A 23611-nucleotide genomic window follows, 5' to 3' on the forward strand; every position below is an offset into this window, starting at 1 on the left:
GTCGGCCGGTGGGCGCGGCTCATACGTCGGAGGAGTGCCCGGGTGTGATCGAGCGGGCCGGGTCGAGCACGGCGGCGATGTGGTTGACGGCCACGGCGGCCTCGCCGAACCCGACCGAGATGAGGGTGACCTTGCCGTCGTGGTCGGCCATGTCGCCGGCCGCGAAGACGCGCTCCCGGCTGGTGCGCATGGTGCGGTCGACGAGGATGCGCCGCCGGCGCAGCTCCAGTCGCCACCGCTCGACCGGGCCGAGGTCGGCGATGAAGCCGAGGGCGGCCACGACGGTCTGGGCGGGCAGGGTGATCCGGTCGCCGTCGGAGGTGGCGACCACGACCTCCGACACCCGTCCGTCGCCGTGGATCTTCTCGACCTCGTAGGGGGTCAGGACCCGCACGGAGGAGGTGTGCACCTGCTCGACGGTGCGTTCGTGGGCGCGGAACCGGGTGCGCCGGTGCACCAGGGTCACCGAGGCGGCGATCGGCTCCAGTGACAGCGCCCAGTCCAGCGCGGAGTCCCCGCCGCCGACCACCACGACGTCCTGCCCGGCCAACTCGTTCAGCCGCGGCACGAAGTAGCGCAGCCCCCGGTCCAGGTACTCCGAGCCCACCGGGAGTTCGCGGGGGATGAAGTTGCCGATCCCGCCGCAGACGAGCACCGCGCCCGCGGTGATCCGGGCGCCGGCGTCGGTGGTGGCGACGAGGCCCCCGTCGGTGTCGTCCAGCCCGGTGACCCCGTGCCCCAGCAGATAGGTGGGGTTCCAGCGGCCGGCCTGCTCGGCCAGCCGGTCCACCAGATCCTGGCCCCGGACGGCGGGGAAGCCGGCCACGTCGTAGATGAGCTTCTCGGGGTAGAGCGCGGTGACCTGGCCGCCCACCTCGGGCAGCGCGTCGGCGACCGCCACGCTCATCCCGCGGAACCCGGCGTAGTACGCCGCGTAGAGCCCGGTCGGACCGGCGCCGATGACGAGCAGGTCGACCTGGATCCCGGGGTCCGCCGGACCGCCGCTCACGCGCCCACCTCGGGGTGGTCGTGGCCGACCCGGCCGACCTTGCGGGCCCCGCCGGGGGAGCCGAGGGGCGGGGTGCCGAGGGTGAAGAACTCCGCGTTGACCTGCTCGAACCGCTTGCTCCGCTCCGGCAGGTCCTCGTGGTGGAAGATGGAGATCTGGGGGCAGACGGGCTCGCAGCGCCCGCACTCGACGCATTCGTCGGGCTGGATGTAGAGCATCCGATCGCCCTCGTAGATGCAGTCGGCCGGGCACTCCTCCATGCAGGACTTGTCCATGACGTCGACACAGGCGTCAGTGATGACATACGGCATGAGCGTGTTGCCCTTCACACGGTCGCACAGAATGCGAGACGGTGTATCTCAATGTGGAATTGGATGATGGCTGCGCGGGGCCGGGGTGTCAACAGCGCGACGGATGCTTGACACCGTCGAGTTCACTGAGGGACTCTGATGCGACATACGAGACGGTGTCTCACGAGATGCCACTCGGGTCGGGACGTGTGAGAGGCAAACTCCCCATGGGAAGCAATCCCCGGACCACACCAGCACCGATGATCGTCGAGGACTGGGACCAGCTCACCTTCCGGGTCAACCGCGAGGCGTACCGCAGCCCGGAGATCTTCGCCCGGGAACGCGGCTGGGTGTGGATGCACACCTGGCTCTACCTCGGCCACGAGACCGAGCTGCCCCGGCCCAACGACTTCAAGGTCCGCACCCTGGGCGGCCGACCGCTGATCTTCTGCCGGGACAGCGCCGGCGAGGTGCACGCCTTCCTCAACTCCTGTCCCCACCGGGGCACCGTGCTGTGCCGCGAGAACGAGGGCTCCACCAGGCTGTTCCAGTGCTTCTACCACGCCTGGACCTTCCGCAACAATGGTGAGGTCGCCGCGATCCCCGACGCCGGCGCCTACGAGTCGAGCGACGAGTTCCGCGCCACGATGGGGCTGCGCAGCGTGCCGCGCCTGGAGATCCACGAGGGATTCGTCTTCGTCTCCTTCGACCCCGACGTCCCGCCCCTGCTCGAACACCTCGGCGACGCCGCCGACTACATGACGATGATCGAGCAGCAGCACGACGGCGGTATGACCACCCTGCCCGGTACCCAGCTCTACAGCGTGCGCGGCAACTGGAAACTCGCCGTCGAGAACGCCATGGACGGCTACCACTTCGCGCCGACGCACAACACGTTCGTGGGCTACCTGCGCGAGAGCGGCTACGCCGTCACCGACGACGACCAGTACGCGTACAACCTGGGCAACGGCCACGGTCTGCTGGTCCTGACCGGGCACGGCGGACGGATCAGCATGATCTGGGAACCGCGCTTCGGCGAGGACGAGCGGATCCGCACCGACGCCCACCGGGCCGAGATGACCCGGCGGCTGGGCGAGCAGCGGGCGCACCACGTGGCCGACGAGAGCCACATCCTGTTCGTCTTCCCCAACCTGCTGCTCTTCGACATCGAGGGCCTGTCCATCCGGCAACTGGAACCGGTGGCACCCGACCAGACCGACGTCCGCGCCTGGCAACTGGTCCCGCGCGCCGAGGACCCGGACACCCGCGCCCTGCGCATGAAGACGGTCGTCAGCTTCGTCGGCCCGGGCGGACTCGCCACCCCGGACGACATCGAGGCGTACGAGGCGGTCCAGCGCGGCATCCAGGCCACGGCCGGCACCGGCGCGCCCGAACTGGACTTCAGCGACATGTCACGCGGCATGGCCGACGAGGTCAAGGGGGTGCAGGGCCGGTCGATCGACGAAGGCGCGATGCGCGGCTTCTGGCGCCACTGGGCCGAAGCCGTCGGATTCCACGACGGCATCGAGATCAGCGGCGAACGCCCGGCCACCTTCCTGGCGGGAAGGGACGTGCGATGACCACGGTCAGCAACCGCGCCGCCGTGCGGTGCGCGGGACGCACCGTCACCCGCCAGGAGGTGGAGGACTTCCTCTACGCCGAGGCCGACCTCCTCGACCACTGGGACTACGACGGCTGGCTGGCCCTCTTCGCACCCGGCGCCCGCTACGAGATCCCGACCACCGACCACCGGCCCGGCTGGTCACCGCACGAGACCGGCTCCTTCGTGGACGACGACTGGGACCTGCTGCGCGCCCGGGTCAAGCGCCTGAAGTCCCGCAAGGCGCACGCCGAGAACCCGCACTCGCGCACCCACCGGCTGGTGTCCAACGTACGGCTCTCCGCGGAGACACCGGACGCCTTCCGGGTGGCCGCCGCCTTCGTCGTGCACCGCGCCCGCGACGGTCACTTCGACGCCTACGTCGGCTGGTACGACCACCTGCTGGTACCGGGCGAGGACGGACTCCGGTTCCGGTTGCGGCGCTCCGTCCTCGGCCATGAGTCGCTGGCCGCCGGCGCCCGGCTCAGCTTCATCCTCTGACCGGCGACGGACGGTGACCCGATGATCAGACACACCCTGTCCTTCCGCTTCGCCGACGGGGCCGACCGGGCGACACGCGAGTCCGTGCTGGGCGAGCTGCGCACCTTCCCCGACCGGTACCCGGCCATGCGCGGCTTCGTCCTCGGCGAGAACATCAGCACCCGCGACCGGACCTTCACCCACACCATGGCCGTCGACTTCGACAGCCAGGACGACCTGCTCGCCTACCTCGGCAGCGCGTCCCACGAGCACTTCGTGCGCACCCGCTGGCGGCCGGTCATCGCCCAGCAGGCCATCACCTCGTTCGAGTTCACCGAGCGTGCGTCGCTCACGGCAGGAAGGACACCGCCGGTGAGCACCCGCCCGCACGGCCCGTACGGCATGGAGTACGCCCGGATCGAGGTGCCCGACCTCCAGGCCACCATCGACTTCCTCGAATACCACGTCGGACTGCAACTGGAACAGCGCACCGACGACCACGCCTATCTGCGCGCCGACATCGAGCACCACGCCATCGAGCTGATCCACGCGCCCGGGCGCACCGACGGGTGGACGACCGCGGTCGGCTACAGCGTGGAGAGCGAGGAAGTCCTCGACCAGTTGCGCAAGAGCGTCCTCGACGCCGGCCTCGACGTCCTCGAACTCCAGGAGCGGCAGCGGGCCCTGTGCACCGACGGCTTCGCCGTCAAGGACCCGAACGGCCTGATCATCGAGCTGTTCACCGAGTTCCAGGAGTACGCCGAACCGCCCCACATCGAGATCAGGCCGCTCGACCTGGTGCACCCCTTCATCGCCACCGCCAAGTTCGAGGAGACCCTGGACTTCTACCAGAACGTCCTCAAGTTCCTCCCCTCGGACCATGTCGTCGGCTCCACCACGTTCTTCCGCTGCGAGGACCGCTACCACCACAGCCTCGCCGTGCAGAAGAACACCGAGCACTATGTGGCGCACCTGTGCTTCGCGATGAAGAGCCTCGACCATGTGATGCGGATGCGGGCCCGCGCGCTGTACAAGGGCGCCCCGATCGCCTCCGACATCGTCAACCACTCGGCGTCGACGTCCATCGCGTTCTACATGCACGATCTGCGCTTCGGCCCGCGCTACGAACTGTGCGACCGGCACCGGGTGTTCACCCCCGAGGAGCACGAGACGCACCGGCCCCGCCGGATGCCCGCCGACCCGCGCAACATCGACGTGTGGCGTCCGGCGTCCGACGACTGGGGACGCTTTTGAGAGAGCGGCTGCTGGACGTCCTGCGGCTCCTCGACACCGTCCCCGCCCCGCGAGGACGGGAACGGACGGCGGCCCACCGCCTGCGCGGCTGGTGCGCGGACCGGTGGCCGCACGTCGCATGGCAGGTGCTGGAGCACGGCCCCGAGGGCGGCAGCCTGATCGCCGACCACGGGGCCGGACCCCTGCTCTACTCCCACCTCGACACCTCACTGGACCGAGACGGGCCGGGCACCCCGCTCGTCACCGGCGACACCACCCCGGTCGGTCCGCTCGACGTGACGGGCGACCGGGTGACCGGCTTCGGCCTCGGCGTCGCCCGCGGGCCCGTGGCCGCCGCGCTGGTCGCCTTCGCCGAGGCGGGCGCCGGGCGGCTGCTGCTCGCCGGCTCCGGAACCCACCGCCGCGGCGACGGCATCACCGGCCTGGACGCCTACACCGGGTCGTACCCGCTGCCGCGCTCGGCGATCGTGGCCAAGTGCGGCCCGCCCACCCTGCTGTGGCACGAGCCCGGCGCGCTCTACCTCACCGTCCGGGTGACCGGCCGCTCCGGGGCCGCGATGCTGGCGGAGTCGGCCACCCCGCCCGGGGGAGTGATCGCCTCGGCCGGTGTCGTCCTGGCCGAACTGGCCCACTGGCGCGCCGACTACCTGGCCGCCGACCCGCGTACCGGGCAGACCGGCCGGGCCTGCGGCATCGGCGCCGTCAGCGGGGGCTGGCCGGAGAAACCCGACCTGCTGCCCGCCCGGTTGCGCGTCGACCTGTACGTCGTCGCCGGTGACCCGGTGGAGCCGAAGGAGCTGGCGGCCGGGCTCGCCGACCGGCTGCGGGCGCGGTGCGCGCGCTCCGCGCTGCGGGACTGCGCGGTCGAGGTGGAGGCCGAGCCGGTGGCGTCGGCCGCGGCCACCCCCGCCGACGCCCCGGTGGTGACCGCCGCCCGCACGGCCTGGCTCGACGAGTTCGGCGCACCGCCGCCGCCCCTCACCGGCTGGACGGGATCGACCGACGGCGTCGTCCTGCGCGCCCACGGCGTCGACACCGTACGCCTCGGCCCGCAGGCGGGGCCCGCCGCCGACGATCCGCGTCGCGACGCGCTGTCGTTGACCCGGCTGACCGCCTACGCCCGTCTCTACCGCCGACTGCTGACGGAGTCGCCGGCGTGACACCGAGGTGCCACGCCGGACCACCGTCACCGCGAGGGGACGGTGTCACACTCCCCAGTCGTCGTTGACCGTCACGGCGTCGGCGATACGGAACCGGCCGCCGCCCAGCGGCGGGGTGGTGGGCTCACCCAGCTCCACGACATGCTTGCCGAAGCGCGGTGCCAGCGGGCGCCCGACATCGCGCTTGAGCCACAGCCGCAGCAGATGCCGGCGGCGCTCCGGCTCCGGGTGGTCGACATAGCTGGTGCGCGAGTGCAGCGCGGCGTAGTTGAGGAGCCATTGCACGTCCCCCGGCTGGAAGTCCATGTCGATCGGCAGCCCGGGCCGCTGCGAGATCTCGTCGAAGAGGGCGATGGCCTCGATCTGATCGGGCGTCAGCTTCGGGACACCCGGGTAGTCCTGGGCGCTGAGGATCATCGAGCTGCCCGCGTAGGTGCTGAAGACACCGTCGACGTGGCTGAGGATCGGCGAGGTGTACGTCAGCTCCGGGGAGTCGGGGTCCTGGCGCCGCCAGTCCCAGTGATAGGTGTCGAAGAGCCGCGGGGCCAGGTCCGGCCGGACCAGCAGCATCTCGTTGTAGATGGTGGTGCCGCTGACCAGGCTGGAGGCGCCGCCCTCCTTGGCGCCCCGCAGACACATGAGGGCAACGACGTCGGAGCTGTCCGAGTGGAACGGCAGCCGGTCCCGCACGCGGGAGGGCAGCGCGCCCTCGTCCGACAGGGTCTTGTTCGACGTGGCGACCACATGGTCCAGCAGGTCGCCCCGCTGGTTCTGCCCGATCGGCCGGCCGAGGTGCAGACCCATGACGTAGAAGACGGCCGCGGCCATGGCGTCGCCGTACTCCTCGGTGCGCAGCCCACGCACCAGGACGAAGCCCCGGCCCGCGTCCATCTGGCGGGCGCATTCGTCGTTCAGCGCACGACACACGTCGAACGGGTAGTCGGCGGCGGTGACGGTCCGCAGATCGGGATCCTCGGTGACGAAGCGCCGCCCCAGGGACTCCAGTTCGGCGCGCTCGGCGTCGGAGAGGACGTGGATCCACTCGGTGGACCGGGACAGCGTGTCGCCGCGCCAGGCGGACGGCCCGGAGATCGGCTCACGGCCGACGGTGCTGGTCATGCTGAGGCGCTCCTCGAAGCTCTGGTGGAAGGCCCGTCGGCGAAGCCACGACGGGCCGGCGTTGCGACAGGGCGACCGCTCCGCGTCGCACGGCGACGCACGGCACCCGGACCAGGACGAACAGCACGCGGAGCCCGCTCAGAACGGCGTCTGGGGCTCACCGGCGGCCGTACCCGGACGCAACCCCTGCCGGGGCGGGGAGTAGCGAAGCGGCTGGTCATAGCTCCGGCGACCGGCGCACGACACGAGCAGGACACCGATGAGAGCGACTGGCCTCATGCTGGTCCCGTCCTTTCGAGAAGTGCCCTCACGATAGGAGGGGCCCGGGTGCTCGTCAATATGCGAGACGGCATCTTGTGGGTCGGTGCGTCGGGGGAGTGGATCCGCGGAGGGTGACGCCTCCACGGTGTACGGGCGGGGCGGTCGTGGGACGCGGTCGGACCCCGGCGCCGGCCGACCGGCCGCACGGGCGGCGTTGTCACCTGCCGGACCTGCTGTGTGATACTGCCGTTTCGGTGAATCACGGAGCCGGCGTACCTTCGCGTCCGCCACCCCGCGCCCCACCCGGTCGTGTTTTCGCTCGTGCTCATGAGGAGATTGCCGCGTTCCATGGCGACTGCACCTGATTCCGCGGCCCCTGAGGGGGCGGACCGCCGGTCCGCCGGTTCCGGCGGCGGCGAGGCGCCCGGGGCCTCCGGTGCCCGCCCCGCCGGTACCGTGCAGATCGTCGATCACGCCCTCCAGGTCCTCAAGGCCATCGCCGAGGCGGACCGCCCGCGCGGAGTGCGGGAGTTGAGCCGGGACCTGGCGATCAGCAAGAGTTCGGTACAGCGCATCCTCGCTTCCCTGGAACGCGAGGGGCTCGCCGTCGCCGACGAGAGCACCCGCAAGTACGTCATCGGCCCCGCCGCCCTCACGCTCGCCTGGAAGCACACGGCCAACAGCGACCTCGTCGGCGCCGCTTCGGCGACGGCCTCCCGCATCGCCGCCATGACGGGGGAGACGGCCTGTGTCTCCACCGTGGTCGACGGGCGCCGGGTCACGGTCTACGAGGCGGAGAGCCCCCAGCCGCTGCGGCTGATCACCGGAGTGGGCCGCCCCTACTCCCTCTTCTCCGGTGCCACCGGGCGGGTTCTGCTCTCGATGCTGCCGTCCGAGCGGCTCGACCATCTCGTGCGGGAACACGCGGCGACGGAGACCGGGTCCGGGTCCGACCTGCTGAGCCGGATCGACGCGGCGCGCCGCCAGGGTTACGCCATCAGCCGCGAGGAGTGGATCCCGGGCGGTTGCGGGGTGGCCGTCCCCATCGGGACCCAGGGCAGTGTCGTCGCGGCGCTGAGCATCTACGGGCCGCAGGCCCGGCTGACGGACGAGCGCGCGGCCGAACTCGTCCCGCTCCTGCGGTCCGCCGCGGCCGAGATCACCGTCCGCTGGCGTCAGCCGGCCTGACGTCCGGCCTGCCCCCGCGTCCTCCCTCGCGATAGACCCCGGGGAGAAGACCCGTCGGTCCGTCCACCTCGGTCGGTGGGCGGACCGCTTCATGTGCGGTGCCCCGGCCGGCCCCGGCCCTGTCCCCGGAGGCGGTCCGCGCGTGCCCGGTCCTGTCCCCGGAGGCGGTCCGCGCGTGCCCGGCCCTGTCCCGGATGGCCGGAAGACGATGCCCGTATGGCGCGCCAGGAGCTTTCTTCCACCCCATTGACCTGCTTCCGCCCCGTGGGTACGTTGTCCCAAACGGATCTGGTCCACTGTCCCAGATCGAGTGCCGGACTGGCCGGAGACCCCGGCGGCACCCTTCTTCTCCCCCTGCCCCCAGGGGTCCTGAGCCGGTGAACCGGCCCCCTCGTCATCCCATCGGAAAGAGGAAGTTCCCATGCTGCTTGGCTGGCGTGCCCGTATTGGGCAGATACGTCCCGCGACGGCCATCGAAGGCGCCGAGGAGTGGCGTTCCGTCGCCCCCACGGGCGTGGCCTTCGCCGACGCGCGCACGATCGTCCCCCGGGTGGACGCCGAAGGGCTGGAGACGATGATGTCCCAGGTACTGGAGGCGTCGCGCCAACTGGCCACCGCCAAGGTGGACCTCATCGTCCAGTGCGGCGCGCCCGGCACCTTCATCCCCGGGCCCTGCACCGACGAGAAGGTCACGGACCAGATCACGGCGGAGACCGGAATCCCGGCCATCACCATGATGCAGGCCCATGTCGACGCCCTCCGCGCGGTCGGCGCCCGCTCCGTCGCCGTCGGAAGCATCTACACCGACGAGGTCAACGAGGCGCTGCGCCGGTATCTCACCGCCGTCGGCTTTGAGGTCCCGGTCATCGAGGGCCTCCAGATCACCGACCCGTACGAGGCCAGCGTCCACGACGCGGACAGCGCCTACCGGCTGGGACGCAGGCTGCACCGGGCCGCCCCCGACGCGGACGCCCTGCTGATCTCGTGCGGCACCTTCCGGACCTTCGAGGTGCTGCCCTACCTGGAGCTGGACACCGGAGTGCCGGTCGTCACCAGCAATCAGGCGTCACTGTGGCGGGCGCTGCGCCACCTCGGTCTGCGTGACGAGATCCCGGCGCTCGGCCGCCTCGGTCTGATCCCGGAGTGCTGAGCCCCGCACCGCCGACCGCACAGGAACAGACGTACCGGACCACCCAGAGGAGAAGGAACGACGTGCTCGTCGACGCACTGCAATTCGTGAAACCGTCCCGGGACCGCTTCGAGGAGTGGCACGCCGCGGGCATCACCGCGATCCACGCCACGGTGGCGATCTGGGAGGACTCCACCGAGACCATGCGTGAGGTGGGCCGCTGGCAGCGTCTGCTCGCCGACCACCGCGACCTGCTGTGCGAGGGGCGCTCCGCCGCCGACATCCGCCGGGCGAAGGAAGAGGGGCGCACCGCCGTCGTCCTCGGGTTCCAGAACAGCAGCCCCTTCGAGGACGACCTCGACCTCGTGGGCGCCTTCCACCAGGCCGGTGTCCGCATCGCCCAACTCACCTACAACACCCAGAACTCGGCCGGGGCCGGCTGCTGGGAGGGCGAGGACGCCGGGCTCTCCCGTACGTACGGCGTCAACCTCATCCGCGAGATGAACCAGGTCGGCATGGTCGTCGACATCTCCCACTGCAACGAACGCACCTCGCTGGAGGCGATCGAGGCGTCCGAACGGCCCGTCGCCGTCACCCATGCCAACCCCCGCGCGTTCGTCGGGGAGGACGTGGAACTGGCCCTGCGGAACAAGTCCGACACGGTCCTCAAGCAGACCGCCGCGTCGGGCGGGGTGGTCGGGCTGAGCATGTACCCGAGGATCGCCCCCGACGGTGTCCACTGCACCGTGGACCGCTTCTGCGACATGGTCGCCTACACCGCCGACCTCATCGGCGTCGAGCACATCGGTCTGGGCTCGGACTACTACGCCGGACAGGGCGACGAGGAACTCCACTGGTGGCGGCAGGGCCGGTGGAGCCGCAGCCCGATGGTCCCCATCTCCGGGCCCGTCGAGTTCCCCGACTGGTACGCGGCCGGACGCGGCTACGCGGACGTGCAGCGGCGACTGCGCGAACGGGGCTTCACGGCCGCGGACGTCGAGCGGATCTCCGGCGGCAACTGGGTGGACCTGTTCGAGGACGGCTTCACCGCCGCGCCGCGCACCTGAGATGGCCGGTCACGGCAGCCCCGACGGCACCACCCATCGGACCAGGAGGACGACTCGCGGATGAACCGCTACGACGCAGTCATCGTCGGCGGTGGCCACAACGGACTGGTGACCGCCGCCTACCTCGGGCGCGCGGGGCTGAGGGTCGCGCTCCTGGAGTCCCGGCCCGGTCTCGGCGGCCCCTGCGGCGGCTACGAGTTCCTGCCCGGCCGCAGCCTGTCCTTCACCAACTCGCCCGGCTCGCTCAACCCGGCCGTCGTCGCGGAACTGGAACTCGCCCGGCACGGACTGCGGTTCGTCACGGTGGACCCGACCGTGGTCCACCGCTTCGAGGAGGGCTGCTTCGTCGGCTGGCGGGACCCCGCCCGCGTCGACGCCCAACTCGACTCCTTCGCCCCCGGAGAGGCCGTCCGCTACCGCGCCCTCATCGACGGGCTGGAACGGCTCGGCGCCCGGCTCCAGGTCCGGCTCGACCGGCCGCCACCGGAGACCCACCTCCTGAAGAAACGGTTGTCCGACGCGGCGGACCTCCGGCTGTTCGAGCAGGTCTTCGACGGCGGACTCACCGCGCTGCTCGACCACCACCTCCGCTCCGACCGGGCCAAGGCGCTGCTCATGCTGCTCGCGCTCAACGCCCAGCTCGTCCCGCCCACCACCCCCGGCACCGCCGTCGGCCTGATGATGCGGCCCTTCGCCCTCGCCGCGGCGGCCGGCGCCGGAAACGACGCCGCCGAACGCCTCGCACTGCGCGGCTCCACCGGGCTCCCGGTCGGTTCGATGAGCGCCATCGTCGACGCCCTGGCCGGGGCCTGCCGCGAGCACGGTGTCGACCTGCGCACCGGCACCCCCGCGGCGCGGGTGCTGCACGGCCCCGACGGGGTGCGAGGCGTCGTCACGCCCACCGGCGAGGAGTTCACCGCACCCCGGGTGATCTCCACCGTCAACCCGCACCATCTCTTCCGCGACCTCCTGGACGAGGAGGTCATGGGCCCCGGCGTCCGGGACACCGTCCTCACCACACCGATGCGCGGCTCCGCCTTCAAAGTGGTCCTGGAGGTCGACTCGCTGCCGCCCTACGCCGGGCTGCCGCGGGACACCGACCCCGAGGCGGTACGCGCCTGTCAGTTCCGGTTCGGCTCCTCACCCCGGAGCATCGAACAGGCGATCACCGCCGCGCTCGACGGCAGATGCGGCGACGAACTCCTCCTGTGGGGCCTGACCCCCACCCTCACCTCGCCCGGACTCACCCCCGGCCCGACCCACCTCATCAGCGTCAACGCCTGGCACGCCCCCTACCGGCCGCACGACGGCCCCTGGGACGCCGTACGCACCGAACGCTTCGGGCAGCGCTGCGTCGAACAGCTCGGCCTGCTCATGCCGGGCCTCGCCGACCGGATCGTGGCCCACCGATTCATGAACCCCGTGGAGATGGAACGCGAACTCGGCCTCGTCGGCAGCAACATCACCCACGGCGACATGCTCCCCGCCGCACTCTTCGGCGCCCGCCCGCACCCCGCCCTCGCCGCCTACCGCACCCCCCTGCCCGGCTTCTACGTCGGCGGCAGCGGGACCTGGCCCGGCGGATATGTCACCGGCACCCCCGGCAGGAACGCCGCCACCGCGGTCCTGCGCGACCTCGCCCACGAACAAAGGCCGCACACATGAGGCTCACGCGCCCACCCGGGGCACCGGGAGAACCAGCCGGGTCACCGGCAAGACCCCCCGGACCACCAGGAAGACCATCCGGCACCACCCTGCGCCGTGCCCTCGGCGCCCTGATCGCCGCCGCCCTGCTGCTCACCGGCTGCGCCTCACCGCCCAGCTTCGGCCGCGACCCGCGGACCCTGGTCATCGGAGCCGAGGGCGAGATCCCCGTACTCGATCCGCAGCGCCTGTCCGGCACCGTCGGACTGCGCGTCGTGGACGCCCTCTACGACCCGCTCATCCGCGAGGACCTCTCCACGACCACGGACCGGGCGCCCGCGCTGCGCCCCGCCCTGGCCACCTCGTGGGAGGTCTCCCCGGACGCCCTCACCTACGCCCTCACCCTGCGGGAGAACGTCACCTTCACCGACGGCACCCCCTTCGACGCCGCCGCCGTGAAGCTGAACTTCGACCGGATCACCGACGAGAAGTCCCCGGTCCACGACGCCACCGCCGCGGGCAACATGAAGTTCCTCACCCGCTGGATCGAACGGGTCGAGATCCGCGGACCGCACACCGTCGACCTGCGACTGACCACCCCGTACGCGGGACTGCCCCGGGTGCTCACCGACCGCCGTATGTCCCTGATCAGCCCCACCGTGCTGCGTGAGCACGACCCCGACGACGTCGGTCTCCACCCCGTCGGCACCGGCCCCTACCGCCAGCACGACGCCGACCACGGCAAACGGGTCGAGCTGCGACGCAACACCGCCTACTGGGGCGGTGTGCCGAAGACCGAGTCCATCATCGTCGAGTCCGTCAGCGACCCCACCACCCTGGCCATCGCCGCCCAGACCGGCGAGGTAGACGCCGTCCTCAGCGCGGGCGCCCAGCAGGTCCGCCAGCTCGCCGGCCAGGGCACCATGACCGTCCAGTACCCCGAACCCGCCAACCAGTACTTCCTGCGCCTCAACACCCGTACCGCCCCCACGGACAACGCGCTCGTACGACGCGCGCTCAACCACGCCGTGGACCGGGAGGCGCTCGCCACCCTCACCGGCGACCAGATCGTCCCCTCGTACGGCCCACTGCCCCTCGGCAACGAGGCGTACCGGCAGAGCGCCGCCGAGGACCCCCGCTACGCCCACGATCCCGCCCTCGCCCGACGGTTGATCGCGCGGAGCGGCGTACCCACCCCCGTCCGGCTGCGGCTCCTCGCACCCGACAGCGGTCCCGGCTTCTCCCAGGCCACCGAGATCATGTCGCTCATCCAGCAGGACCTCAAAGCGGTCGGCGTACGGCTCGAAGTCCAGTACATGGAGTTCGCCTCGCTCGTCGCCGAGGAGGGCGCCGGATACAAGGACGGCGTCCACGGCTCCTTCAACGGCTGGACGACCGGCGCCGACGCCGCCGACTTCCTGGAGCGGATGTTCAGCGGCGCACTGCACCCCCCGAACGGGGTGAACCGGGGCTGGTACCGGAACCCCGCCGTCGACACCCTGCTCGACCGCGCCCGCGCCGAACCCGGGGAAGCGGCCCGCACCGACCTCTACCGCGAGGCGGCGGACACCATCGCCACGGACGCGCCCTGGGTCTTCCTCTACCAGGACCGGCTGCCCCGGCTGCTGAGCCGCAAGGTCGAGGGCGTCGTCGCGGCGCCGTCCGTCTACATCGACTACACCACCATCCGCCGCCGGTGAGGAGGTTCCTGCCATGAAGGCCACTGCGGCACCCGTTCCCCCGACCGTCCCCCGCGCCTCCCGCCGCCCCCTGCGCGACCGGCTGCGCGCGGCACGCGGCGGCGACACCACGGCGCTGATCGGCGGCGGCATCGTCGCCCTCACCGTCCTCGTCGCCCTGTTCGCCCCCTGGCTCGCCCCCGCCGACCCGCTCGCCACCGACCCGGCCGCCATCGGCCTCGCCCCCTTCAGCGACGGCCATCTCCTCGGCACCGACGAGGTCGGTCGAGACATCCTCAGCCGGCTCATGCACGGCAGCCGACTCGCCCTGCTCGTCGCGGTCGTCCCCACCCTCATCGCCCTGCTGATCGGCGGGGCGCTGGGCCTCGTCTCCGGCTACGTCGGCGGCTGGCCCGACAGCGCCCTCATGCGCCTGTTCGACGTCATGTTCTCCTTCCCCGGCATCCTCCTCGCCCTCGGTATCGGGGTCGCCCTCGGACCGGGACTGACCTCCATGGTGATCGCCATGGTCGTGGTCACCGTCCCCGAGTTCGGCCGGATCGTCCGCGGCAGCGTGGTGTCCCTGCGCCAGGAGCAGTACGTCGAGGCCGCCGGGGTCCTCGGCTACCGGCACCGCCGGATCGCCCTGCGGCACATCGTCCCCAACCTCCTCGGCGGACTCACCGTGTTCGCCACCCTCCAGACCGGACGCAACGTCATCCTCGGCTCCAGCCTCGCCTTCCTCGGCCTCGGCGCCCAGCCGCCCGCACCGGACTGGGGCCAGATGCTCAGCGGCGGCCGGGCCCTGCTGGTCACCGCACCCCATGTGGCGACCGTCCCCGGACTCGTCATCGTCGTCCTGGCCATCGGGTTCAACCTGCTCGGCGACGGCGTACGCGACCGGCTCGACCCGCGCAGCCGCCGGAGCCGGTCGTGAACGGCACCCTCATGAACCGCTCAGGAGTCGCGCCATGCTGACCTTCACCCTGCGCCGGGCGCTCCAGATGATCCCCGTCGTGATCGGGGTGACCATCGCCACCTTCGGACTCGGTCAGATCATCCCCGGGGACCAGGCGACCGCCCTGCTCGGCCCCACCTCCTCCGAGGAGGACCGGCAGGCCCTGCGCACCGACCTCGGCCTCGACGAACCCGCCCTCTCCCGCTACTTCACCTACCTCGGCAACCTCTTCGGCGGCGACCTCGGCCGCTCCCTCTCCTTCGGCCGGCCCGTCTCCGAGGTGCTCTCCGAACGGCTCCTCAACACCTTCCTGCTCTCCGGCACCGCGATCCTGGTGGCCGCCGTGGCCGGAGTGGCGATCGGCACCTGGGCCGCCATGAAGCCGGGCTCCCCGCGCGACCGGGGACTGACCGTAGGCGTCCTCTTCCTCAACTCCGTGCCCTCGTTCTGGTTCGGGCTGGTCCTGATCGTCGTCTTCTCGCTCCAACTGCGGATCCTGCCCGCCACCGGCATGACCTCCATCGGCGGCGGGGGAGGGGCCCTCGACATCGCGGCCCACATGGTGCTCCCGGTGATCACCCTGTCGGCCTGGTCCCTCGCCGTGATCGCCCGGATGACCCGCTCGGCGGTGCTGGAGGTGATCGGCAACGACTACGTCCGCACCGCCAGGTCCCGCGGCATCGGCGAGTTCCGGGTCATCACCCGCCATGTCCTGCCCAACGCGATGCCCTCCGTCATCACCGTCATCGGACTCCAGGCGGGCTTCCTCCTCAGCGGCGCCGTGCTCACCGAGACCGTGTTCTCCTGGCCCGGCATCGGCCTGGCGCTCCACCAGGCCATCTCCACGCGCGACATCCCCCTCGTCCAGGGCGGAATCCTGATGATCGCCGTCGCCTTCGTCCTCATCAACTTCCTGGTCGACGTGGTCCAGGCGTACTTCAACCCCAAGATCAAGCTCGCCTAGCGGGAGGCACCACCGTGTCCGTCCTCGAAGTGGAACAGCTCAGGGTCACCTACCGGGGCCGCGCCGGCACCGGCGCCCGCCCGGCCGCCGTGGAAACCGTCAGGGACGTCTCGTTCCGTGTCGCCGAGGGCGAGGCCCTCGGAGTCGTCGGCGAGTCGGGGTGCGGCAAGAGCCAGACCATGCTCGCCGTCCTCGGTCTCCTCGGCCACGAGGGCGCCGAGATCCACGGCCGGATCGTCTTCGACGGCCACGACCTGACCACCCTCGGCCCGCGGCGGCTGCGGGCGATACGGGGCAGCGACATCGCCCTCGTCTCCCAGGACGCGCTCTCCGCACTCAACCCGGCCATGACCATCGGCGCCCAGATGGCCGAGCCCCTCGTCCGCTACGACGGCCACAGCCGCCGCGGTGCCAAGGACCGGTGCGCCGCACTCCTCGACCTGGTGGGCATCCCCGGCCCCCGCGACCGGCTGGGCAACTACCCGCACGAACTCTCCGGCGGGATGCGCCAGCGGGTCCTCATCGCCATGGCGATCAGCCGCGAACCCCGGCTGCTGATCGCCGACGAACCCACCACCGCCCTGGACGTCACCATCCAGTCCCAGGTCCTCGGCCTCATCGACCGCCTCCGCCGCGAACTGCGCATGGCCCTCGTCCTGATCACCCACGACCTCGGAGTCGTCGCCGGGGTCACCGACCGCATCGCCGTCATGTACGGCGGCAGGATCGTGGAGACCGCTCCCACCACCGCGCTCTTCGACGCCCCCGGCCACCCCTACACCCGCGCCCTGATGGCCGCCGTCCCCCGGATGGACCGCCGGGTCGACCGGCTCCCCGCCATCCCGGGCTTCCCGCCGCACCCCGCCGACCCGCCCCCCGGCTGCGCCTTCCAGCCACGCTGCGCCGAAGCCCGCCCCGCCTGCGCGGACTCCGTACCCGAACTGCTCCGCCCGCCCGGAGCGCTCCCTTCCCACACCGTCCGCTGCCCCTACCCCGCGCCCGCCGCCGACGAGCCGCACCCCGCAGGAGCACCCGCATGAACGCCCTCAGCAGCAGCCCAGGTCCCCCCGCCGCCGGAGCGCCCACCGGACCCCCGGGGCCCGACGCCGTCACCGTCGAGGATCTCCGGGTCCACTTCCCCCGGCGCACCGGAGTGCTGCGCCGGGTCACCGGCACCGCCCGGGCGGTCGACGGTGTCTCCTTCACCGTCCCCGCCCGCAGCATCGTCACCCTCGTCGGCGAGAGCGGCAGCGGCAAGACCACCACCGGACGCGCCCTGGTCGGACTCTCCCCGGTCGTCGCCGGCCGGATCCTCATCGAGGGCCGCCCGCTCGCCGGACTCCGCGCCGACCGGTCCCTGCCCCGGGTCGCCCAGATCGTCCACCAGGACCCGTACGCCAGCCTCAACCCCCGCATGACCATCGGCGCCATGATCCGCGAGGTCGTCCACGTCCACCGCACGGTCCCCCGCGAGAAGGCCGGCGCGCGGGCCGCCGAACTGCTCGCCCAGGTCGGTCTCGCGCCCGAACTCGCCGACCGCTACCCGCACGAACTCTCCGGCGGGCAGCGGCAACGCGCCGCCATCGCCCGGGCCCTGGCCGTCGAACCACGCTTCGTCGTCTGCGACGAGATCGTCTCCGCCCTCGACGTCAGCGTCCAGGGACAGATCGTCAACCTCCTCAAGGACCTCCGCCGGGACAGCGACGTGAGCTTCCTGTTCATCTCCCACGACATGAGCGTGGTCCGGCACATCTCCGACCGGGTCGTCGTCATGTACGGCGGCCGGATCATGGAGAGCGGACCGTGCGCCGCGGTCTTCGCCGAGCCCCGCCACCCCTACACCCACTCCCTGCTCGCCGCCGTCCCGGTGCCCGACCCGCGGGCCCCGGCGCCCGGAGCGGGTGTCCGACCGCGCGCCGAACCCCCGGACCCGGCCGCCCCACCGCCCGGCTGCCGCTTCCAGCGAGCCTGCCCCTACGCCACCGGAGAGTGCCGCAGCGAGCCACCGCCGCCCGTGCGGGTCGCCGGGACCCAGGACCACACCGTGGCCTGCCACCACCACGACGCGCCCGCTGTACGCGCCGCGCTCACCAGCGAGAGGACCGCCACACCATGACCGCGCCCGACAGCCCGACCGGCCCCGCCCCCTCGGTGTGGACCTCGTTCACCGGGAACCGGACGGACGCGCCCGCCGGGGCCGAGGTCGCCCTCCTCGACCCCGCCACCGGAGCCCGCTGGGGCACCGCCTGGCAGGACCCCGCGGCGGTGGACCGCGCGGTGGCGGCGGCCCGGACCGCGCTGCGTTCCCCCGCCTGGGCGGGGCTGCCCCAGCACGCCCGCGGTGACCTCCTCCACCGGCTCGGGGACGTCCTCGCCGCCCACGGCGACGAACTCGCGGCCCTGGAGACCCGCGCCAACGGCAAACCCCTCGCCGCCACCCGCGCCGAGGTGGCCGCCCTCGTACGCTGGTACCGGTACTTCGCGGCCGTCGCGGAGACCCTGGAGGACCGCTCCCGCACCCTGAGCGCCACCGCGAGCGCGGTCGTCCGCCAGGAACCCCTCGGCGTGGTCGCCGCGCTGACCCCCTTCAACGGCGCGCTCTCCCTCGGCTCCTGGAAACTCGCCCCCGCCCTGGCCGCCGGCAACACCGTCGTGCTCAAGCCTCCGCCGCAGGCCCCCGCCTCCTCGGTGCGCCTGGCCGAACTGGCCCTGGAGGCGGGCTTCCCGCCCGGCGTGGTCACCACCGTCATCGGCGGCGCGCAGGAGGCCCGGCGACTGACGGAACACCCGGACGTCGCCATGGTCACCTTCACCGGCAGTACGGCCGTCGCCCGTGACCTCGGCGCCCTCGCCGCGTCCCGGATGAAGCGCTTCGTCTGCGAGGCGGGAGGCAAGTCCGCCCATGTCGTCTTCGCGGACGGCGACCTGGACGCGGCCGTGACCGCCGCCCGCCAGGGCGCGTTCTCGGCCGCGGGACAGACCTGTGTGGCCGGTTCACGGCTCCTGGTCCAGCACGAGGTGTACGAGGAGTTCCTCACCCGCCTCGCCAGGTCGGTGGAACGGCTCAGGGTCGGCGATCCGCGCGACGCGCGCACCCAGATCGGTCCCCTCGCCTCGGCGGCGGCGCTGACCCGGGTCGAGTCGTATGTCGACGAGGCGGTACGGGCGGGCGCCCAGGTGGTGGCCGGTGGCCGCCGGCCCGGCCCGGCCGACGGCGAAGCCGGCGCACGCGGCGGTTTCTGGTACCTGCCCACGGTCCTGGCCGGCGTACGCCCCGAGATGGCGGTGTGCCGGGACGAGATCTTCGGACCGGTCGCCACGGTCCAGCCCTTCGGTACGGAGGACGAGGCCGTCGCCCTCGCCAACTCCCTCGAATACGGGCTCGCCGCGGGCCTGTGGACCCGCGACCCGGCCCGCGCCCACCGGGTCACCGCCCGGCTGGAGGCCGGGGTGGTGTGGGTGAACACCTACCGGATGCTGCACTGGTCCGTCCCCTTCGGCGGTCACAAGCAGTCCGGCCTGGGCCGTGAGAACGGCGTCGAGGCCGTCCACGAGTTCCTCCAGACGAAGTCGGTCATCACGGAACACGGCGTTCCCGCCGACCCCTTCGGCGGCTGAGGGACGTCACCAGGCCATAAGAGAGAAGGAGATCAAGCACGCCATGGAATTCCTCGTCCACATCCGCATCGGCTGGCCCCACGACATGGATCCGGCCCACAAGGAGTCCGTCTCGACCGCCGAACGCGCCCACGCCGCTGAACTCGCCGCCCGCGGGCACCTCGTCCGCATGTGGCGCGTGCCCGGTCGCACCGAGAACTGGGGCCTGTGGCGGGCGGCCGACGCCACCGAACTGCACACCCTTGTCTCCTCCCTTCCCGTCTGGCCGTGGATGGACGTCACTGTGCACCCGCTCGCCATCCACCCGGTCGACCCGCTGCCACCGGTCCCGACCCCGAGCACCGGCCCCTGAGCCCCGCACACCGGGCCCGCCCGGATCACGATCCGTCGGCAGAGCTTTTCGAATGATGTCGTCATCCAGATGTTCTGTGTATCTTGAAGGGGAGGCAGGGGCGCGAGGAGGCGGGGAATGGCGCGGTTGACCCGGGCACAGCAGCAGGAACGGACGCGTGCGGCCGTACTCGCCGCCGCGCGGGCGGAGTTCGTGGAGCGGGGGTACACGGCGGCCACGGTGGACGGCATCGCCGAGCGGGCCGAACTGACGCGGGGCGCGGTGTACTCCAACTTCCCGGGCAAGCGCGCGCTGTATCTGGCGGTGCTGGTCGACCTGGTCGAGGCCGAGGGCACCGACGGGGCGGCGGGCGGGGCGCCGCTCGCCGGGCCGTCCGGTCCGGGGAGTCTCACCGACGCGCTCGGCGCCTTCGCCCGCGCCTGGCTGCACGGACTGCCCCTGGCGGACCGCGCGCCCGGCGCCGGGCAGCCGCATCCGCGCGCGCTGGCCGGGGTGCTGGACGACGGGCGGACGCGCGGCGCGTTCGCACGGGCGTCCCGGCTGCAGGCACTGCTGCTGGCGCTCACGCTGGAGGCGCGGACCCCCGCCGGTCGGCCGCCGGAACGGCAGGTGCGGCGGGCGCGGTTGGTGCTGCGGCTCCTCGACGGGCCGGGTGCGTCGGTCGATCCGGCCCTGGAGATCGGCGACCCCTTCGACGTCGCCGGGGCGTGCGCGCATCTCGGCGGGCTCGCTCTGGACGACGTATGGGATCCGCCCCATCTGCCGTACGTCACTCCCGCCACCCCCTGCCGGGAACCGTGGGCTCCGCCCGCCGGGCCGCGGGATCTGATCACCGGGCACCCGGTCGACCTCGGGCGGGACGGTGTCATCACCGTCCTCGGCGTCGACCGGCTCGACGCCGCCGAGGAGGCGGTCCGTGCCGCCCGGCCCGGCGACCAGGTCACCGTGGCCATCACCACGACCGACCCGGCCGAGATCGGGCGCCTCGTCCGGCTGAGGGTCGGTGATCTGACCGGCTGTCTGCGCCGGGTGTTCCCGCCGGACGCCCTGCCGCGGCTGCGTCTCGTGCCGGACGAGCACGGTCTGCTGGCCGCGGCCGTCGGGGTGCCGGAGGCGGACGACGGCACCGAGTGCGCGGTGCGGGTCCAGCAGGGCGTGCTCATCGCCCGCGCCCGGGGGCGGGGCGCCGGACTCGCCGCCGCGGTCGGTACCGACCCGTCGAGCACGGCGACTCCCCCCACCCCCTCCGGCAACGGCGCCCCGGATGCCGGTGCGTCCGGTGCGTCCGGTGTGTCCGCCGCGTCCGGTGGCGCCGGAGCACACACCACTCCCTCCGATGAGGTCCCTTCATGACACAGCGCGCTTCCCGCCCTTCCCCCGCCCCGGCCCACGCGACCGGTGACGATCTGCTGGTACTGCACACCCTGCGCTGCATCGGCTTCTCCGGCGTCGGCTCGGTGGCCGCGGCGAGCGGGCTCACCGAACCGCAGGTCGAGTCCGAGCTGATCGACCTGGCCGTGGCCGGGCTGGTCACCCGTACCGCCGGGGAGTTCGGCGGGTGGGGGCTCACGGAGGCCGGCCGGGCCGCGGACGCCGAGCGGATCGCCCACGAGCTGACGGTGAGCGGCGCCCGGCCCACGGTGACGGCGGTGTACGAACGGTTCCTCGTGCTCAACCCCGAACTGCTCGACCTGTGCACGGCCTGGCAGTTGCGCCCCGACGGCGAAGGCACGACCCTCAACGACCACACCGACCACGACTACGACGCCCGCGTGCTGGAGCGGTTCGTGGCGTTCGACCGGCGTGCCGAGGCCGACTGCGCCGAACTGTCCGACGTCATGCTCCGGTTCGGCCGCTACCGGGTCCGGCTCGCCGAAGCCCTCACCCGTGCCCGGGGCGGGGCGCTCGACCAGCTGACGGACACGCCGTCGTCGTACCACTCGGTCTGGTTCCACCTGCACGAGGACCTGCTCGCCACGCTCGGGCTCACCCGCCACTGACAGCGACCGGCCGGCGCCCGGGCCCGGCCCGTCGACGGCACGACCACGCGGAGTCGACAACATGACCTGGATCCACCCCCTCTCCGCCGAGGTCGAGGAGAGCGCGGCGGTCCTCGGCGGCAAGGCGCACGGCCTGGTCGCGCTGCGGCGCCTCGGACTGCCCGTGCCCCCCGGGTTCGTCATCAGCACCGAGGCGTGCCGCGCCTTCCTGCGGTCCGGCCGGTTCCCCGACGGGCTCGGCACCGAACTGGCGGCTGCCGTGGCCCGGCTCGAAGCCGACACGCACCGCGGGCTCGGCGGCCCCCGGCGCCCGCTGGCGGTGGCCGTGCGGTCCGGGGGCGAGGTGTCGATGCCGGGGATGATGAGCACCGTCCTCAACCTCGGGCTCACCACCGAGGCCACCGCCGCCCTCGCCGAGGAGACGGGGGACCCGCGCTTCGCGCTCGACGCCCGCTTGAGGTTCCTGACCGGCTTCGCCACGGTGGTGGGGGTGAGCCGCGAGGCGCTGGCGGGCATGGACGCCGGGCGGGACGAGACCGACCGGGGCACCGCCCTCGCCCGCCTCACCGAGGCCGTCCGGCAGGTCGAGCGGCTGATCCTCCACCGCACCGGCGAGCCCGTCCCCGAAGACGCCGCGCACCAACTGGACCTGGCGATCGCCGCCGTGTTCGCCTCCTGGGACACCCCGCGCGCCCGGACGTACCGCCATCTGCACGGCATCCCCGGCGACCTCGGCACCGCCGTGACCGTGCAGGCGATGGTCTACGGCCACCGCGACGGACACAGCGGGACCGGCGTCGCCTTCAGCCACGACCCCACCACCGGGGAGCACGTCCCTTACGGCGAGGTGCTCTTCGGCCGTCAGGGCGAGGACGTGGTCGCCGGTACGTCGCTGACCGCGCCCCTGACCGCGCTGGCCGAGCGCGAGCCCGCCGTGTGGGAGCGGCTGACGGACGCGCTGAGGCGGCTGGAGGAACACGGCCGTGACGCGTGCCAGGTCGAGTTCACCTTCGAGGCGGGGGAGTTGTGGCTCCTCCAGGTACGGGCGGGACGGCTCGTCGGACGGGCCGCCGTACGGGTCGCGGTCGAACTCGCCGACGCGGGCACGATCGGGCGGGACGAGGCGCTGCTCCGTGTCTCGCCCGCGCATCTCCGCCAGGCACGGACACCGCGGCCGGCCACGACCGGCACCGGGGACCTCCTCACCCGGGGGCTGGCGGCCTCACCCGGCGTCGCGGTCGGCAGGGTGGCGACCACCGCCGACGACGCGGTACGGCTGGCGGCGCGGGGGCCGGTGGTGCTGGTGCGGCCGGAGACCTCGCCGCTCGACCTGCACGGTCTGGCCGCCGCCGCCGGAATCGTCACCGCGCGCGGCGGACCGACCAGCCACGCGGCCGTCGTGGCACGGGCGTTGGGGAAACCGGCGGTGGTGGGCGCCGCCGACCTCACCGTCGACCCCGTCGCCGCCTGTGTCCGGGCGGGCGGACGCACCCTGCCCCAAGGCACCCTCATCACCATCGACGGCACCAGCGGACAGGTCGTCGTCGGCGCGGTCGAGGTCGTCACGGACCCCGCGGACCCGCACGTGGAACGGCTGCTGGACTGGGCCGACGCGATCACCGGGGCTGACGCCGCCCCACTCGCCGGGTCCGGGTCCGGGGCCGGCGCCGACAGCCACCGTGCCGGGAGCCACCGTCACGACGGCCCCCACGACGACCGCCCCCACGACGAGGCCGCGCGTCTCACCTCCGCCCAGGCCGTCCTGCGCCGCCGCCCGCCCGCCGACCCGAGGGCGGGGCGGCCGGGCCCGCACCGGCTGTCGTAGGACCCGGCGAGATC

Annotated in this window: 21 protein-coding genes; 18 read left to right on the top strand and 3 right to left on the bottom strand. The window is 72.7% G+C overall.

The window, feature by feature from the left end:
* Positions 1–19: 19 nt before the first annotated feature.
* Both ACIQNG_RS08580 and fdxA read right to left on the bottom strand, forming a co-directional pair.
* Positions 20–1009 carry an NAD(P)/FAD-dependent oxidoreductase gene (locus ACIQNG_RS08580; protein WP_401483350.1) on the bottom strand — a complete coding sequence of 330 codons (990 nt, stop codon included), beginning with the start codon at positions 1007–1009 and terminating at the stop codon, positions 20–22.
* A complete protein-coding gene (fdxA, locus tag ACIQNG_RS08585; RefSeq protein ID WP_401483859.1) occupies positions 1006–1320 on the bottom strand; it encodes a ferredoxin in 315 nt (104 codons plus the stop codon). Before fdxA ends, ACIQNG_RS08580 begins: the two co-directional genes overlap by 4 nt.
* Before the next feature lie 206 nt (positions 1321–1526).
* Here fdxA and ACIQNG_RS08590 point away from each other — a divergent pair, with 206 nt between their 5' ends.
* Genes ACIQNG_RS08590 through ACIQNG_RS08605 form a run of 4 tightly spaced genes read left to right on the top strand, consistent with a single transcriptional unit; the run spans position 1527 to position 5793 of the window.
* Positions 1527–2879, top strand: coding sequence for an SRPBCC family protein (locus ACIQNG_RS08590; protein WP_401424330.1), 1353 nt, complete (start codon positions 1527–1529; stop codon positions 2877–2879).
* On the top strand, positions 2876–3400 hold the full coding sequence (locus ACIQNG_RS08595; RefSeq protein WP_401424329.1) for an aromatic-ring-hydroxylating dioxygenase subunit beta: 525 nt from the start codon (positions 2876–2878) through the stop codon (positions 3398–3400). Before ACIQNG_RS08590 ends, ACIQNG_RS08595 begins: the two co-directional genes overlap by 4 nt.
* Before the next feature lie 21 nt (positions 3401–3421).
* Positions 3422–4633, top strand: coding sequence for a Dabb family protein (locus ACIQNG_RS08600; protein ID WP_401483352.1), 1212 nt, complete (start codon positions 3422–3424; stop codon positions 4631–4633).
* Positions 4597–5793 (top strand): hypothetical protein, encoded by a 1197-nt coding sequence (locus ACIQNG_RS08605; protein WP_401483354.1) that lies wholly within the window; start codon positions 4597–4599, stop codon positions 5791–5793. The genes ACIQNG_RS08600 and ACIQNG_RS08605 overlap by 37 nt, the downstream gene beginning before the upstream one ends.
* Positions 5794–5838: 45 nt before the next feature.
* On the opposite strand, the gene ACIQNG_RS08610 is transcribed toward ACIQNG_RS08605, so the two are convergent.
* Positions 5839–6912, bottom strand: a complete 1074-nt coding sequence (locus tag ACIQNG_RS08610) for a TauD/TfdA family dioxygenase (RefSeq protein ID WP_401483355.1) — start codon at positions 6910–6912, stop codon at positions 5839–5841.
* A gap of 609 nt (positions 6913–7521) precedes the next feature.
* On the opposite strand from ACIQNG_RS08610, the gene ACIQNG_RS08615 reads away from it, so the two are divergent.
* The 14 genes from ACIQNG_RS08615 (at position 7522) to ACIQNG_RS08680 (ending at position 23597) form a co-directional block, all read left to right on the top strand.
* Positions 7522–8361: an IclR family transcriptional regulator gene (locus ACIQNG_RS08615; protein WP_401483357.1), complete on the top strand. Its 840-nt coding sequence runs from the start codon at positions 7522–7524 to the stop codon at positions 8359–8361.
* 421 nt (positions 8362–8782) lie between these two features.
* Positions 8783–9511 carry an aspartate/glutamate racemase family protein gene (locus tag ACIQNG_RS08620; RefSeq protein ID WP_401483359.1) on the top strand — a complete coding sequence of 243 codons (729 nt, stop codon included), beginning with the start codon at positions 8783–8785 and terminating at the stop codon, positions 9509–9511.
* A 62-nt stretch (positions 9512–9573) separates the two neighbouring features.
* Positions 9574–10557, top strand: coding sequence for a dipeptidase (locus ACIQNG_RS08625; RefSeq protein ID WP_401483361.1), 984 nt, complete (start codon positions 9574–9576; stop codon positions 10555–10557).
* A 60-nt stretch (positions 10558–10617) separates the two neighbouring features.
* A complete protein-coding gene (locus tag ACIQNG_RS08630) occupies positions 10618–12222 on the top strand; it encodes a phytoene desaturase family protein (RefSeq protein ID WP_401483363.1) in 1605 nt (534 codons plus the stop codon).
* A complete protein-coding gene (locus ACIQNG_RS08635) occupies positions 12219–13901 on the top strand; it encodes an ABC transporter substrate-binding protein (protein ID WP_401483365.1) in 1683 nt (560 codons plus the stop codon). Before ACIQNG_RS08630 ends, ACIQNG_RS08635 begins: the two co-directional genes overlap by 4 nt.
* Positions 13902–13914: 13 nt before the next feature.
* Positions 13915–14817 (top strand): ABC transporter permease, encoded by a 903-nt coding sequence (locus ACIQNG_RS08640; RefSeq protein ID WP_401424319.1) that lies wholly within the window; start codon positions 13915–13917, stop codon positions 14815–14817.
* Positions 14818–14851: 34 nt separating this feature from the next.
* Positions 14852–15802, top strand: a complete 951-nt coding sequence (locus tag ACIQNG_RS08645; protein WP_401483367.1) for an ABC transporter permease — start codon at positions 14852–14854, stop codon at positions 15800–15802.
* Between the two features lie 14 nt (positions 15803–15816).
* Positions 15817–16842 (top strand): ABC transporter ATP-binding protein, encoded by a 1026-nt coding sequence (locus ACIQNG_RS08650; protein WP_401483369.1) that lies wholly within the window; start codon positions 15817–15819, stop codon positions 16840–16842.
* Positions 16839–17918 (top strand): ABC transporter ATP-binding protein, encoded by a 1080-nt coding sequence (locus ACIQNG_RS08655; RefSeq protein ID WP_401483371.1) that lies wholly within the window; start codon positions 16839–16841, stop codon positions 17916–17918. Before ACIQNG_RS08650 ends, ACIQNG_RS08655 begins: the two co-directional genes overlap by 4 nt.
* Positions 17915–19420, top strand: a complete 1506-nt coding sequence (locus ACIQNG_RS08660) for an aldehyde dehydrogenase family protein (protein WP_401483372.1) — start codon at positions 17915–17917, stop codon at positions 19418–19420. Before ACIQNG_RS08655 ends, ACIQNG_RS08660 begins: the two co-directional genes overlap by 4 nt.
* 43 nt (positions 19421–19463) lie before the next feature.
* Positions 19464–19772, top strand: a complete 309-nt coding sequence (locus ACIQNG_RS08665; protein WP_401483374.1) for a muconolactone Delta-isomerase — start codon at positions 19464–19466, stop codon at positions 19770–19772.
* A gap of 117 nt (positions 19773–19889) precedes the next feature.
* Positions 19890–21125: a TetR/AcrR family transcriptional regulator gene (locus ACIQNG_RS08670; RefSeq protein WP_401483375.1), complete on the top strand. Its 1236-nt coding sequence runs from the start codon at positions 19890–19892 to the stop codon at positions 21123–21125.
* A complete protein-coding gene (locus tag ACIQNG_RS08675) occupies positions 21122–21772 on the top strand; it encodes a transcriptional regulator (RefSeq protein WP_401483377.1) in 651 nt (216 codons plus the stop codon). The genes ACIQNG_RS08670 and ACIQNG_RS08675 overlap by 4 nt, the downstream gene beginning before the upstream one ends.
* 61 nt (positions 21773–21833) lie before the next feature.
* Complete coding sequence (locus ACIQNG_RS08680) at positions 21834–23597, top strand: pyruvate, phosphate dikinase (protein WP_401483378.1); 1764 nt, start codon at positions 21834–21836, stop codon at positions 23595–23597.
* The last annotated feature ends 14 nt before the right edge of the window (positions 23598–23611 follow it).

Source organism: Streptomyces sp. NPDC091377 (assembly GCF_044757045.1).
Lineage (GTDB): Bacteria > Actinomycetota > Actinomycetes > Streptomycetales > Streptomycetaceae > Streptomyces.